The sequence below is a fragment of the Goekera deserti genome, assembly GCF_010685995.1.
In the GTDB taxonomy this organism is placed as follows: Bacteria; Actinomycetota; Actinomycetes; order Mycobacteriales; family Geodermatophilaceae; genus Goekera; species Goekera deserti.
Genome location: NZ_JAAGWK010000020.1, coordinates 1 through 14,236 on the forward strand (window position 1 = coordinate 1; position 14,236 = coordinate 14,236).

A 14,236-nucleotide genomic window follows, 5' to 3' on the forward strand; every position below is an offset into this window, starting at 1 on the left:
CACGAGCCTCACGCACGAGCCGCTGGGCCCGCTCAGGCAGCTCGTCGGGGTACTGCCGTGGTGCTAGCACTGGTCCACTCTCTTTTGGCTTCAGCACCTCCATCCATCCCTGGGCGGTTCAGTGCTCAGAACCGCCCACATGCCCAGCCACCGCGGTCAACGCGTCATCTCCGGGTAACGCAGGCTTCATGCCAGGTGGCTTGTATCAGTCGAAGCTGGGAACGACCGAGGACTTGCCTGGAACCCTCCGGGCAACCGCACGTCTCGATCGCCAACCGTGACAGTAGGTTGACGCCGTAGCTCGATCGAGTGACGTCCATAGGGGGCAACGATGGCCGAACGTCGTAGGTTCATGGCTCGGTCGAACCGTGTGGCGGTCGTGGGGTTGAACTTCGCGCCCGAGACGACCGGCATCGCCCCGTACACGACGGGTTTCGCCCGCCACCTCGCTCTCGGCGGGATGCAGGTCACGGCGGTGACGGGCCACCCCCACTACCCCGAATGGGCCGTGCACCCCGGCTACGAGGACGCGCGCGCGCCGGAGGTCGACGAGGGCGTGGAGGTGGTGCGCGTGCAGCACCCCGTGCCTGGCAACCCCACGGGGCTGGCACGCATCTGGATGGAGATCGTCTTCTCGGTGCGGGCCGGGCTGCGCCTCCTGCGGCTGCGGCCCAGCGCGGTGGTGGTGGTCAGCCCCGCGCTGCTGTCCATCGTCCCGGCCGTCGTTCTCGCGTTCTTCCTGCGCTTCCGGGTGGGCGTGATCGTCCAGGACCTCTACGGCGCGGCACTCGCCGAGACCGGGCTCGCCGGCGGCCGGCTCGCCCGCGCCACTGCCCGACTGGAGCGCGCCCTCCTCCGCCAGGTACACAGCGTCGCGGTCATCCACGACGTCTTCCGAGCCAGCCTCGTCGCGCAGGGGATCCCGACCAACCGCATCACCGTGATGCCGAACTGGACCCACGTCACGATGCCCTCGACCACCGACCGGGAAGCCGTCCGCCGCAACCTCGGCTGGGGCCCGGACGAGGTCATCGCCCTCCACGCCGGCAACATGGGCGTCAAGCAGGGCCTGGAGGGGCTCATCGACGTCGCCCGGCTGGCCACCGAGCGCGGCAGCGCCGTCCGCGTGGTGCTGCTCGGCACCGGATCGCAAGCGGCACACCTGGCCACCTACGCGGAGGGTGTCGGCCGGGTGACCTTTATGCAGCCCCTGCCCAACGGCATGTTCGAGGCGGCGCTCGCCGCCGCCGACTGCCTGCTGCTGCACGAGAAGCCCGGTGTGCTCGAGATGTCCGTTCCCAGCAAGCTGACCACCTACTTCGCGGCCGGCCGGCCGGTCGTGGCCGCGACGGACGCCCGGAGCGGGGCCGCTGCCCTGGTCACGGCGTCCAAGGCCGGCAAGCGAGTCGCCTCCGGCGATCCCGGCGCCCTCCTCGACGCAGTGGAGTGGCTGGTATCCGAGCCTCGTCGCGCCGCGGTGATGGGAGGCAACGGGCGCCGATACGCGGCCGAGCACCTCACCGAGTTCTCCGCGATGGAACGGCACCAGGCCTGGGTGCTCGACCTCGCCGGGGAGGCCATCGCCGCGCGCATCAGCCCCAACGAGGTCATGGACACCTGCCACCTGGGCGACCAGGCGCCTCGACTGGATGCCGTCACGAGGCAGGTCGCTCGCTGAACTCCCGGTGCGCCCGGTCGCGCGACCCCAGCAGCCACTGTCGGCGGGCATCGGTGACCAGGAGCACCCCGATGACCAGGATGACGACGCCCGCCGCTCCTGCGACGAGCATCCCCAGCTGCCCACCGACCCGCATCCAGAAGACAGCCGCCCACCCGTCCAGGACGAGCACCCCGATCAGCAGGACGTACAGCGGGATCGTCAGCCACAGCCGGCGGCGGCGCGCCATCGGGGTCAGCGGAACTCGTCGAGGTGGTCCGCCAGGACGTCGTCCCGCAGGTAACGCCACAGCAGCGGCGCCCGCTCCACGTCCACGTACTGCACCGCGCCGCCGGCCTCGGTGCCCGTGCCGGAGATCGGGACGCTCAGCTGTGCCGGCGGCCCGACGTCCCGCATGCTCCAGGCCAGGTCGACCAGGTCCGGGCCGCTGAGGCTGTCGTCGACGCTCACGGAGCGGGTGAGTGCCTCCAGCGTGCCGGTGAGGGTGCCGACGTCGCTGAACACCCCGAGCTGCGTCACCCGGTCGAACACGGCGCTGAGCACCGCCTGCTGCCGGGCGGCGGTCGTGGCGCCGGCCTCGGGCGACGCGTCACGCACATAGGCCAGGGCGCCGGCGCCATCGAGCCGCTGCCGCCCACCCGGGAAGTCGAACCCCCTGTTCGCGTACGGCTGCGGCACGTCGACCTCGATGCCGCCCAGGTCGTCGACCACGGCGGCGAAGCCCTCGAAGTCCACCTCCGCGTAGTGGTCGACCAGCACACCGCTCAACGTCTCCACCGCACCCACCAGCGACGCCGGGCCGCCGTCCCGGAAGCTCGCCGACAGCGTCGTGCCCTCACCGGTCACCCAGGTGTCCACCGGCACGGCGACCACCTGTGCCTGCGTCAGGTCCGAGCCGACGTGCACCAGGGACACCGCATCGACCAGCGGGCGGTCCTCGCCGGCGACGGGCTCCACCCCCACCAGCAGAAACGTCAGACTCCCCCGCGCTGCCGGAGCGGGACGATCCCGGGTGGGGAACGCCGACTCCACCCGGCTGACGTTCCCGTCCAACCGCTGGGTGCTCAGCGTCGCCCCACCGATGAGCACGCCCAGCGCGACCACGAGCAGCCCGGCCACGGCGATGCCCAGACTCCGCACCCTGCTCCGCTCGGGCACCGCGCGGTGCCGCGGAGTCGGGGCCGGCTCCCGCTCGACGGCAATCGAGGGCCGGCCGGCAGGTACCGGGGCACCCGGCTGGCCACCGTCCGCCGGGTGGGCGGGGGCAGCATGCCGGCCCACCCGGGTGACGTCAGCCTCGGAACGGGGAGCCGCCGCGTTCTTCGCGGAGGAACGCAGCGTCCTCGGCGCGGGATCGTGCGGGTCTCGGCTGCTCACGATGCCCCATCATCACCCGAACAGGTGACGACGGGCTACCTGCTGCGAGCAGATCACAGCACCGCGTACCTGCTCGAGGTCAGATCCCGTGCTGGACGCCGTCGACGTCCTCGACACGAGTGCGCACACCACAGCTCCGACAGACCACGTACTCCCTGCGCTGAGGGTCCCACCCCGGTCGCAGCCACGCCAGACCACGCCGGCGGGCATGGGAGGCCACGACGACCAGATCAGCGGCGCGGCACATGGAGCACGCGCCATCGACCGGGCCCACCACGGTCCGGACTCTGCGCTCCCCCACCCTGGCAGGATGCCGCGTCATGGCCGGGGCCCCAGGCAGCCGGCACGGCGATCCCTGTCACACGAGCCGGCGGGGCCGCCCGCGCCCCGGTGCGCCACGGGAGATCGCAGGTCAGTAGGCGCCCGAGCCGCGGAACACCGCGCCGACCGTCTTCGACAGGATCATCAGGTCGTAGGTCAGTGACCAGTTCTCCACGTACCGCACGTCCAGCCGCACCGAGTCGTCCCAGGACAGGTCCGACCGGCCGCTGACCTGCCACAGCCCGGTCATGCCCGGCTTGACCAGCAGCCGACGGCGCATGTCGTAGCCGTACTGCTCGACCTCGCGGGTGACGTGCGGCCGGGGACCGACCAGTGACATGTCGCCGCGCAGCACGTTGATCAGCTGCGGCAGCTCGTCGATCGAGTACCGGCGCAGCACCGTGCCCACCCGGGTCACCCGGGGATCGCTGCGCATCTTGAACTGCACGTCGTTGCCCTCGTTGGACGCCATCAACGTGTCCACGGCACGATCGGCACCAGGGACCATCGTGCGGAACTTCAGCACGTGGAACGGCGACTCGCCCTTCCCCACCCGCTCGTGCCGGTAGAACACCGGCCCGCGGCTGGTGGTCTTGATGGCCACCGCCACGGTGAGCAGCACCGGCAGCAGCAGCAGCAGACCCACCGCCGCAGCGGTGCGGTCGAAGGCCTCCTTGGTGACCCGCCGGATGCCCTTGAGCTCCGGGCGCTCCACGTGCATCAGCGGCAGGCCACTGACCGGGCGGATGTAGACCCGCGGGCCGGCGACCTCGGTGACGGCAGGCGCGAGCAGCAGCTCGGCGCGGGTGTCCTCCAGCTCCCAGCCCAGGCGCCGCAGTGCCGCACCGTCCAGCTCGGGCGACGGGAGCACCGCGACGGTGTCCACCTCGTAGCGCTGGACCACGGAGACCACGTCGTCCAGGTCGCCGAGCACCGGCAGCTCGTCGAAGACCAGCTCGTCCTTGCCGCGCACGTGCGGCGGGATGCAGCAGCCGATCACGCGGTAGCCGTGGTAGGCCTCCCGCTCCATCTGGGCGTGCATCGCGACGACGCCGGCCCGGTGCCCGACGATGATGGCGGTCTGCTGGAAGTGGCCGTGCCGGCGCTCCCGGTGCAGCCAAGCCCGCTGCAGGTACCGCTGCACCAGCGTCAGCAGGGTGGCCAGCGGCAGCGCCACGACGACGAAGCCGCGCGCCACCTCCACCTTCAGGCCCCAGCTCACCGTTGCCAGCGCCGCCAGCAGGAACACGGCGGCGGAGAACACCCGGCGGAACTCCTCGGCGCCGAGCCAGAGGAAGCGCTGCTCGTAGGTGCGGCCGACGAGCATCGCACCGACCCAGACGAGCGGCAGCAGCACGATGATCAACACCGTCGCCGTCATGAACCGGGCGCTGACACCGTGCCCCACCGGCGCCGCGTAACCGACGAACGCGGCGATCAGGGCGCACAGCGCGTCGGCCACCACGATCCGCCGTACGTAGGCGGGCCGCCAGGCCCGGCGGGCAACGGTGCCCTCGCCGCGCAGCTTGGCAACCGGGATGAAACGCCAGCGCTGTTGGGTGAGCGTGCGGGTTCGAGGCCCGCTGTCTCGTGTCGTGGTCGCGACCAATGCAGCCATCCCCGTGTGCATTGTCGGGCGACGAGCCCGGAGCGGAAGAGCGGGACGCCAGGAACCTCGTCGTCCGTCCGGCGCCCCGAACGTAACGGAGACCTGCCGGGCAGGCCAGCCACGATCTGACCTTTCTCGGCACCGGAGCCGTCAGGTCCATCACAGGGAACGCCGGCCGTCGTGACCCCGGCCACGACATCAGCCAAGGAGAGAGCCTGGATTCCACATGGGTGCACGAACGGCCACGGAGAGTCCGCGGACCCGACGTTCTCAGGTGTAGGCGCGCACCCAGTCCACGTACATGTCCGTCACCCCGCTGGTCGGGGTCAGGTCGACCGGCCAGCCGCCACCGAGGGCCAGGTTCAGCATGAAGTAGAACGGCCGCTCGCTGTTCAGCAGCCCGTCCCACTCGACCACCTGACGGCCGTCGATGAAGTACTCGGCCCCCCCGGGGACGATCCGCACGCCGTAGGTGTGCCAGGACAGCGCCCAGTCCGTCGCGCCGTTGGGCGTCAGGCAACCGATCGACGGGTCGTCCTGCTCGGTGTTCCAGTTGATCAGGGAGTGGCAGCTCGCCGAGGTGTCGTGCCCGTAGAGCTCGAAGGCGTCGACCTCGGCCTGCTCGGTGGTGCGCTTGGTGGCGCTCTCGGAGTCGAGCATCCAGAACGCCGGCCAGGACCCCACACCGGGGGCGCCCAGCACGCGCGCCTCGAAGTACCCGTACTGCGCCGTGAAGCCGGACCCGTCGACCCGCATCGACGAGAGCAGGCCGCCGAGGTGCTGCCGGCCCTGGCCGTAGGGGTCCGTCCGCGCGCCGATGGGCTCCGCCCGGATGCGCAGGTAGTCCGAGTCGAGGGTCGCCAGGGTGTCCTCGCCCCATGCCGGGTCGGCGAAGACGGCGTCCCCGAAGTCGGTGCCGCCCCAGTAGGTCGGCTTGATCGCGGCGTAGGTGCTGCCCGCCCCGCTCTGCGAGACCGACAGCGGGTCGGTGAACTCCTCGTCCCACTGCAACGTCAGCCCGGCCGGAGCGTGACCCGACCGGTCGACGTCCACCCCGACGGTGTTGAACAGCTGGGCGTGCAGGCGTGCACGGTCCGCCGGCGCGTCATCGCGCCGGATCTCCACCGTCACCGGCCCGCGCGGCAGTTCCCGGGTCGAGAAGCGCAGGACTGCCAGACCGTCCGCACCGGCGGTGGCCGTGGCCACCGTGTGGACGGCGCCGCCATCGGCGGTGAAGGGCACCCACGTCCGGGCGGTGAGCTCGACACCGGCTCCGGTCTGGACGGTGAGCACCGCGTCACCGTCGACCTGGGCGCCGGTCTCCGGGCAGACGAGCGCCAGGTCCGCCGCAGCCGCGGGTGCAGCAGCGCACTCGGCGGGCGACGGCGGGGCGACCGCGTACGTGGGCCCGTCCGCCGACCCCCAGCGAGGAGGCGTCGTGCCCCGGTCGTACGCCGCGATCTCCCTGACACCGAGGGTGGCGCCGGGGATCGTGCGCCGGAGCTCGAGCGTGAGACCTCGGGTGACCCTGGGGGTGAAGGCGACGGTCGTCGCCTCGCCGTCCGCACCGGAGATGCCGGTCACGGCGACCCGGCTGCCGTCGTCGAAGACCACCGTCCCGAAAAGCGGCGCCGCGGCCGTGTAGCCCGGGTCGACGACGGACTGCAGCCCGCCCAGCACGACCACGCTGGACAGCTCGCGCGGGCTGTCCCAGCGCAACCCGATCGACGGCTCGTCGTCCCCGGTGGCCGCGGTCCACGTGGCCCCGGCGTCACCGCCTGCCAGGTCGCCGTCGACCAGCGCCTGCGCGGCGTCCGGGTCGCTCGTGGTGTCGACGTCCACCTGCTGTGCCGCGCGGTCGGCCCAGCGGGCCACGCTCGCGTCGCCGGTGGCATCGATCCGCCAGGCGCCCAGCGCGACCTCGCGGGCACCCTCGGGCGCGCCGGCGACGCGCAGCACGGCCGAGCTGGTCGACCGGGGCGTGAAGTCGACGGAGACGTCGCCACGCTCGTCCGGCGACAGCAGCAGCGAGCTGCCGTCGGAGAACGTCAGCGTGGCCGACGTCATCGACGTGTCGGCGACCCCGGAGCCCACCAACCGGACGCGGTCCACCGTGGTGGGCTCGTCCCACGTCATGGTCAGCGCGACGCCCGTCGTCTCACCGGCGCTGCGCCAGGCGACCTCGGGGCGGGAGCCGTCCCCGCCCACCGACGCGTCGGTGAGGTCGCCGGCGGAGTACCCCGTGGCGGTCGACGTGGCGGTCACGACGGCAGCGTCGCTGCGGGTGGCGACGTACACCACAGCGCCGCCCACGACCGAGACCACCACGACGGCCGCGGCGAGGAGGATCCTGCTGGGGGTCATGGTGATGTCCCGTCCGCTGGTCGGACCTGGCAGGGCGACGACCCGCCAGGCTTAAGGTCGGCTGACGCAGCACCCCGCACGGCCTCGACCCGTTCCAGGCCGCAGATCCCGAGGCGCCCGCTTGGACGTGACATGACGACGTTGACACTGATCACTCTCGCGGTCGTCATCTACGGTACCTGCGCCACGAACCGCTACCCGACTGCGCTGGCGCTGGGCGGCGGGACACCCGTCGGCGCGGCCCTGGTCGCCGGCGACACCGCCGTCCCGACGTTCTACGCCGTGGCCCTCGGGGTGCCCATCGGGCTCTTCGTGCGGCTGTTGCGCCGGACCAGGCGCGGTGAGCGGACCGCCGGGCCCCCCACGCCGGGCGTGGTGGCCCTGCTGCTGTTCACGGCCACCTCCATCAGCGTCACGCTCCTGGCACCCCTGCTGTTCCCCGGGATCCGGGTGCTCGCGCCGGACGGGTCGGTGGCGAGGCTGACCCCCGGCGTGGTCAGCACCTCCAACATCGCCCAGATCGTGTACCTGCTCCTCGGGGTGGCGGTCGTGCTCTTCCTGGCGCGCTCACCGGGCGCCACGCCCCAGGTGATCGGGGTCGTCACCGGCGTGGTGACGCTGCTCAGCTTCGGCAAGCTGCTCTCCCAGCTCGGCGGCCTGCCCTTCCCGGAGTTCTTCTTCGACAACTCGCCGGCCTTCTCCTTCGTCGACGCCGCCCCCGGGGGCCAGGTGCGCTTCCGCGGGATCCTGTCCGAACCCGCCGGGCTCGCCGGCTCCTCGCTCGTCACCATCGCCTACATGTCCTCGCGGGCCGTCCGGGTACACGGGTGGCACCGGGTCGGGGCCATCGCCATGGCCGTCATCGCGGCGGTGATGGCGGTGCTGTCGACGTCGACCACCTTCATCGTCGCCGGCCTGCTGCTGCTCGGCCTGGCCGCCGGCAGCGCTGCGGTCCGCATCGTGCTGCGGGCGGGCAGGGTGAGCGCACTCACCGTGACGCTGGGCTGCCTGATCACCATGGCGGGTGCCTACCTGCTGCCGATCGTGGCCGGCTTCATCACCACGGCGATCAACGACAAGGTCGGGTCCAGCTCCTACGACGAGCGGTCCGGGGCCGATGCGCGCTCCTACGAGATCGTGCGCGAGACCTACGGCCTGGGGGTGGGGCTGGGCGCCCACCGGCCGTCCTCCTTCGTGGCCGCACTGCTGAGCACCACGGGCGTCCTCGGCACGCTGCTGTTCGTGCTCGCCGTGGGCACGCTGATCTGGCGGGCGAGCAGGGTCGACGCCTACCGCCCGGTCATCTGGGCCCTCGTGGCGTTGCTGCTCACCAAGGTGCTGGCCGGCCCGGACCTCGCCGACACCAGCGGCATCCTGTGGATCTCCCTGGGGCTGCTGGCCCGGGCCGCCCGCCTGCGTGCCGATCGACCGGGCACCGCTGGCGCTCCCGGCCCCCGCGTCCGGCAGCCGACACTGCGCACCGGCCAGGACGACCGTCTCGGAGCCGGGCCGGCGGGCTGGTCAGTCGGTCGTGAGCGACTGCCAGCGGCCGGCCGTCACGTCGATCCCCCGGACGTTGTCCACCGCCACGCTCGCTGACGCGACGCGGACACCGGCGAGCAGCTCCAGCCCGAACAGGAACGACGATCGCGTGGTGGCCCCGGCCTGCACGACCACCAGCGTGCTGTCGGCCATGGTGCAGATGACCGAGGCCTCCGACCGCTCGACCAGCGGCGGACAGGCGATGAGCACGTGGTCGTAGGCGTCCTTCGCCTCGGCGAGCAGCTCGGACATCTTGGACGTGCTCAGCAGCTGTGCGGACCCGTCGACCAGCCGGCCCGCGCCGAGGTGGAACACGTTGTCGGACGACCCCGGTCGGGTCGCCTCTGCCGCGCCGACCGACCCGGCCAGCACATCGGCGACGCCCAGCGCCTCCGCGTCGTCAGCGTGCCGCCTGCCCTTGGCGCGGGGTTCGCGGGCCCGGAAGTCGACGTCCAGCACCAGCACCCGGTAACCGATCTCACCGAGCGCCGAGGCCAGCTCGGTGGCGATGGACAGGGCCTTGCTGTCCGCCGTGACCGGGGCGACCGCCAGGGCGCCGCCGATCTGCGACCCGAACTGCAGGTTGGCCCGCAGGGTGCGGAACGCCTCCACCCGGCCGTCGGTGCCGCTGCCGGGCCGACCACCCCGGGTGCGCGCCAGCGGGATCGAGGTCAGGGTGGCCAGTCCCGGGGTGTCCGGCAGGTCACCCAGGGTCCTGATCCGGGTGTCCACGGCGTTGCGGACGACGAGGACCACGATGCCGACCAGCGCTCCGAGCAGCAGGCCGATGAGAGTGTTGCTGCGCGGCTGCGGTGACACGGCGACCTCGGGTGCCACCGCGGGCTCGATCAGGCTGATCTGCACGGGCGACGTCCCCGCCCCCGGCGCGTCCAGCTGCCCTGCCTCCTGGGCCAGGGTCGTGGCCACCGCGTTGGCGACGTCCGCTGCGACGTCCGGGTCCTCGCCGTTCACGAAGACGTCGATGATCGCCGTCTCCTCGCGGGCGGCTGCGGTGACCTGTGCCCGCAGGTCGTCCACGTCCACGTCGCCCCCCAGGTCGTCCGCGACCCGGTCGAGCACCGCGGCGGAGGTCGCGAGCTGCGCGTAGGTCGACGCCCGCTGCATGGCGAACACGTTGCCCTGCTGGAGGTCCGCCGGCGTCGCCGCACCCAGCGTCGAGACGACCACCGTGGCCCGGGCCGCGTAGGTGGGCGTCACCAGCGTCGACAGCCCGTAGCCTGCTGCCGCCCCCAGGATCGCAAGGCCCGCGATGATCCACCAGCCGCGCCGGAGGATGCGCAGGTAGTCATGCAGCAGCACGGGTTGCTCCAGTCACGGGTTCGTGGGCGAGGCGCCCTGTCAGGGTCCCGGCGAACTGGAGGAGGACACCGAGCTGGGCCGATCCTAGGGAGACCACCCGGTGTCCCAGGAGTCATTCGCCTCACTATGAGCCGACAGTGGCCGGCCAGGTGCGAGTATCCCCTCTGCGCGTCCTGACCGACGGACGCCGCCGACAGCGGGGAGGACGAGCTTGCCAGGAGCTCCGTCCTTCCGGTCCACGCTCGGTCTCATGGCGGGCACCAGCCTGCTCGTCCCCGTCGTCGGTGTGTTCACGGCGCCGATCCTGGCCCAGGCACTGGGGGTGGCCGGGCGGGGCGAGGCCGCCGCAGCCATGGCACCGAACGCACTGGTGGTGGCCGTGGCGACGCTCGGGTTGCCGGAAGCACTCACCTACCACCTTGCCAGACGACCGCAGGTCACCGCTCGCGCGCTGCTCTTCACCGCGGTGATCAGCGCACTCGTGGGGCTGCTCTGCCTGGTCGGCACCTTCTTCCTGTCCGACTACCTGTCCGGCGGCAACGCAGACCTGGCCGACCTGGTGATCCTGGGTACGGCGTTCGCCGTCCCCACCCTGCTGGTCAACCTGCTCCGGGGAGCCGCGTCGGGGAGACAGATGTGGCGCGCGGTGGCGGCCGAACGGGTCGTGAACTCCGTCCTGCGCCTCACCGGCATCGCCGTCCTCGCCGCTCTCGGAGCACTGACGGTCGAGCGCGCCGTCCTGGTGATGTGTGTCGCGCCGCTCGTGGCCGGGGTCGCCTACTGGCGACTGTTCACCCCGAGCCCGCAGCCGCCGGCGACGGGAGGACGACAGGAGCGGGTCGAGCGCCAGCTGATGAGCTTCGGGTCGCGCATCTGGTTGGGGTCGGTGGCCAGCATCCTCACCGGGCGGCTCAGCCAGCTGCTGGTCACCCCGTTGTCGAACGTCGAGCAGTTGGGGTTGCTGGTCGTGGCGATCACGATCTCCGACGTCCCGTTCATCGTCGCGACGGCCATCCGCGACGTCATGTTCGGGGTGGACAGCCACTCCGCGGACGCCGAACGGCTCGCCCGCACCTCGCGCGCCGCCACCCTGGTCTGCCTGGTCGGCTCGGCCGTGCTGGCTGTGACCCTGCCCAGCTGGATCGGCGTGCTCTTCGGCCGGGAGTTCGCCTCTGCCGCACCGGTCACCGTCATCCTGCTGGCGGCCGCCGTGGTCAACGTGCCCGGGCTCATCGCCGGCGCCGGGCTCAGCGCCTGGGGCCGGCCCGGGTTGCGCAGCCTCGGCCTCGTCGTCGCGCTGCTGACGAACCTCGCCCTGTTCCTCCTGCTCGTGCCCACGTACGGGGCCATGGGCGCCGGTTGGGCCGCCTTGATCAGTGGCCTGGCGGTCTCGACCTACGCCGTCGTCGCCACCTCGCGGGTGCTGAGGGTGCCCGCGCTGTCGTTCCTGGTGCCCACCCGCGCGGACGTCGCCCTCGTCCGGTCAGAGCTCAGGCCGGCGCTGCGCCGCCTCCGTGGGAGGCGACGAGCGGCCGGGGAGCCTGGACCGGATGCCGCCGAGCAGGCGGAGCCCCGTTCGCCACAGGAGCGCCACGTCGGAGCCGCGGACGACGACGAAGTCTGATCCGCGCACCTGCATCACCCGCGCGGCGCACCGGGTCATGTAGACGCTGAAGACGACGTTGCTCAGGAAGCTGGCGACAGCCGCCCCCACCGCGCCGCCGAGCGGGACCAGGACGACCAGCAGGGGCAGGTTCACCGCCAGCGTGACGGCGAGACCGGCGCTGCGCAGCCCCGGGCGCCCCCAGGCCCCGAGGCCGGCCGAGGCCAGGATGCCCGGCACGCAGACCACGGAGCCGGCGGTCAGGACCAGGGTGGGCAGGATCGCGTCGGTGAACCCGGCGCCGAAGAGCGGCCCGATCCACAGCGGCAGGGTCGCCCCGAGCAGCAGCGAGCCGATGGCGGCGAGCAGCCAGGTGGCGCGCGCGGTGACCACGAGCTGCTCGGCGTCCTGCGTCTTGCTGTTCACCCCGAACAGCGCGTCCCGAACAGCCAGACTCACGATCAGGGGGACGTCGGAGACGGTGACCGCCACGACGAACAGGCCGAGTTGCTCCACGTCGGACAGCGGCGCGACGAGCAGCTGCCCGGTGCGGGCCAGCAACATGCTGGCGGCCGCGCCCATCCAGACCCGCACGCCGAACGAGAGCAGCCAGCCGGCCATGGTCGCCGACGTCGGCCCACCGGTCGGCGCCCGGGGAGGCCGGCCGAGCAGGCGGACGTAGGAGATCCCGCACACCACCAGGGCCAGCGAGGAGACCACCACTGCGCTGAAGGCGGTGAGGCCCCCGACCAGGAACAGCACCAGCAGGGCGAGCAGGCGGACCACGACGCTGATCAGTCGTTCGGCTGCCACCGCCCCCCACATCTGCCGGCCCTGGGCGGCACCGCGCAGGACGTTGACCAGCATGGCGGGCAGCGCGAGCGCGGAGCCCAGCAGGACCAACCGGCCCAGCGCCGGGTCCCCGGCGCTCAGGAACGGCAGCGCCGGGACGACGACGAGGAGGCACACGGCGCCGAAGGCCAGGGAGATGGCCGACGCCCAGGCCACCGCGGACCGCGTGTGCTCCGGGCGCTTGGCGATGTGGTACGTCAGGGCCTCGGGCAGTCCGAGGGTGGCCACGCTGACCAGCAGGGCCCCCGGCGCCAGCGCTGCGGCCACCTCGCCCCGGCCCGCGACCCCGAGCCCCTGCGCGAGGAGGGGGGAGCTCAGCAGCCCGCCGAACGGGACGAAGAAGCTGGCGAACGTCATCAGCAGCACGGCCCGGCGCAACGGCGCCCGGTCCGGGTCCGGTGGCGCCTCGGTCGGGGCGTCGACCGCCGCGTCGTCGCGGGACGTCACGAGCCCGGTTCTCGGTCGACGGGCACGACGGTCGAGGCGCGGACACCCATGACCAGGTCCTCGACCATGCGCTCGGGACCCAGGCCGCCGCGCCGAGGCGACCGGTAGACCCCGGCACGGATGTTGCGCGCCAGCACGGCCGCTCGGGCGGACCGCCGGCGGGCCTGGAACACGTCGTTGCGCATCTCGGTCAGCTCTGCCAGCCGCCGGTACCGGCCGGCGACGGCACGGAACCGTGCATCGCCACCTGCCGCCTCGAACCCGGCGAGCAGCTCCGACCGCTGCCGGGTCATCACGACCATCGCCTGCAGGCGGTCCGGTCCCTCCGCCAGCTTGACCCGGACTCGTTGCCCCAGGCTGTCCCTGCGGGCGCCGTAGAGCTGGGCCGGGTGCTGGCGGTAGTCGGCCAGCCGCTCGTCGAGCATGCAGATCCTGCCGAAGTTGGACGCCAGGAAGTACACCCATCGGTCGTGCGAGAGCAGGGTCTGCGGATCGAAGAGGTCGGGGCCCCTCCGGTCCTCGGGCAGCAGGTCCAGCAGCGTCCGGCGGAAGAGCATCGTGAAGCCGAAGAACTTGCCCCAGGGGTCACCGACGCCGGGCGGCAGCAGCTGGGTCCGGGTGATGGTCTGGTCGTCGTGACCGATCAGCTGACCGGTCGCGTCCATGAGGTTCACCTGGTGCGTGCACAGGTCGGCGCCGTGCTCGTCGATGGCGGCCCGGGTGAGCTCGAGCTTCCGGGGAGCCCACCGGTCGTCCTGGTCGGCGAAGGCCACGTAGGCGCCCGCGGCACGCCGCGTGGCCCGCAGGAAGTTCTCGGAGAAGCCGAGACTGGTCGGGTTCACACCGACCCGCACCGGGAACGGTGCGTCCCTGCCGAACTGGGCGACGATCTCCAGCGTCTCGTCCCGGGAGCCGTCGTCGGCGACGATCAGCTCACACGGGGTGACCGTCTGCCGCCCGATGCTCTCCAGCTGTTCCCTGACGTACCGGGCACCGTTGTACGTGCCCATGACGACCGATATGTCCGACATGCGTTCCTCCCCCCGGGACTGTCCCTCACCGACCACCGCAGGCCCACGCTGCACGGCCTGCCGCGCCGATGGCGCGAGCTGTCCGGGCGCGC

The 14,236-nt window shown here is 72.4% G+C and carries 9 protein-coding genes and 1 pseudogene; 3 read left to right on the forward strand and 7 right to left on the reverse strand.

What is annotated here, in order from left to right; translation table 11 throughout:
- Window positions 1-385: 385 nt before the first annotated feature.
- On the forward strand, window positions 386-1,678 hold the full coding sequence (locus G1H19_RS13735) for a glycosyltransferase family 4 protein (RefSeq protein WP_162392903.1): 1,293 nt from the start codon (window positions 386-388) through the stop codon (window positions 1,676-1,678).
- Here the strand turns inward: G1H19_RS13735 and G1H19_RS13740 are convergent.
- The 4 genes from G1H19_RS13740 to G1H19_RS13755 form a co-directional block, all read right to left on the reverse strand.
- Complete coding sequence (locus G1H19_RS13740) at window positions 1,656-1,907, reverse strand: hypothetical protein (RefSeq protein WP_152729407.1); 252 nt, start codon at window positions 1,905-1,907, stop codon at window positions 1,656-1,658. The two genes, G1H19_RS13735 and G1H19_RS13740, sit on opposite strands and share 23 nt — an antisense overlap.
- Before the next feature lie 5 nt (window positions 1,908-1,912).
- Window positions 1,913-2,818 (reverse strand): LCP family protein, encoded by a 906-nt coding sequence (locus tag G1H19_RS13745; protein ID WP_152729405.1) that lies wholly within the window; start codon window positions 2,816-2,818, stop codon window positions 1,913-1,915.
- Window positions 2,819-3,467: 649 nt separating this feature from the next.
- Window positions 3,468-4,994 (reverse strand): sugar transferase, encoded by a 1,527-nt coding sequence (locus tag G1H19_RS13750; protein WP_152729403.1) that lies wholly within the window; start codon window positions 4,992-4,994, stop codon window positions 3,468-3,470.
- A gap of 261 nt (window positions 4,995-5,255) precedes the next feature.
- Window positions 5,256-7,349 (reverse strand): glycoside hydrolase family 16 protein, encoded by a 2,094-nt coding sequence (locus G1H19_RS13755; protein WP_152729401.1) that lies wholly within the window; start codon window positions 7,347-7,349, stop codon window positions 5,256-5,258.
- 132 nt (window positions 7,350-7,481) lie between these two features.
- Here G1H19_RS13755 and G1H19_RS13760 point away from each other — a divergent pair, with 132 nt between their 5' ends.
- The gene (locus G1H19_RS13760; RefSeq protein WP_152729399.1) at window positions 7,482-8,948 is read left to right on the forward strand and encodes a hypothetical protein; all 1,467 of its coding nucleotides are present in this window, start codon (window positions 7,482-7,484) and stop codon (window positions 8,946-8,948) included.
- Here G1H19_RS13760 and G1H19_RS13765 read toward each other — a convergent pair.
- Window positions 8,871-10,211, reverse strand: a complete 1,341-nt coding sequence (locus G1H19_RS13765) for a Wzz/FepE/Etk N-terminal domain-containing protein (protein WP_162392902.1) — start codon at window positions 10,209-10,211, stop codon at window positions 8,871-8,873. The genes G1H19_RS13760 and G1H19_RS13765 overlap by 78 nt on opposite strands.
- 250 nt (window positions 10,212-10,461) lie before the next feature.
- Here G1H19_RS13765 and G1H19_RS13770 point away from each other — a divergent pair, with 250 nt between their 5' ends.
- Window positions 10,462-11,835 carry an oligosaccharide flippase family protein gene (locus G1H19_RS13770; RefSeq protein WP_152729395.1) on the forward strand — a complete coding sequence of 458 codons (1,374 nt, stop codon included), beginning with the start codon at window positions 10,462-10,464 and terminating at the stop codon, window positions 11,833-11,835.
- Between the two features lie 381 nt (window positions 11,836-12,216).
- Here G1H19_RS13770 and G1H19_RS23280 read toward each other — a convergent pair.
- Together G1H19_RS23280 and G1H19_RS13780 are read right to left on the reverse strand one after the other, a co-directional pair.
- Window positions 12,217-13,023, reverse strand: a pseudogene (locus G1H19_RS23280) (oligosaccharide flippase family protein); the annotation flags it as partial.
- Window positions 13,024-13,109: 86 nt separating this feature from the next.
- Window positions 13,110-14,144: a glycosyltransferase gene (locus G1H19_RS13780; protein WP_162392901.1), complete on the reverse strand. Its 1,035-nt coding sequence runs from the start codon at window positions 14,142-14,144 to the stop codon at window positions 13,110-13,112.
- Window positions 14,145-14,236: the final 92 nt, after the last annotated feature.

Bases quoted from the DNA above. Each gene is read 5' to 3' on its own strand.
- G1H19_RS13760 (WP_152729399.1), top strand. From the start codon at position 7,482: ATGACGACGTTGACACTGATCACTCTCGCGGTCGTCATCTACGGTACC.
- G1H19_RS13740 (WP_152729407.1), bottom strand. From the start codon at position 1,907: ATGGCGCGCCGCCGCCGGCTGTGGCTGACGATCCCGCTGTACGTCCTG.
- G1H19_RS13780 (WP_162392901.1), bottom strand. From the start codon at position 14,144: ATGTCGGACATATCGGTCGTCATGGGCACGTACAACGGTGCCCGGTAC.
- G1H19_RS13755 (WP_152729401.1), bottom strand. From the start codon at position 7,349: ATGACCCCCAGCAGGATCCTCCTCGCCGCGGCCGTCGTGGTGGTCTCG.
- G1H19_RS13750 (WP_152729403.1), bottom strand. From the start codon at position 4,994: ATGGCTGCATTGGTCGCGACCACGACACGAGACAGCGGGCCTCGAACC.
- G1H19_RS13770 (WP_152729395.1), top strand. From the start codon at position 10,462: ATGGCGGGCACCAGCCTGCTCGTCCCCGTCGTCGGTGTGTTCACGGCG.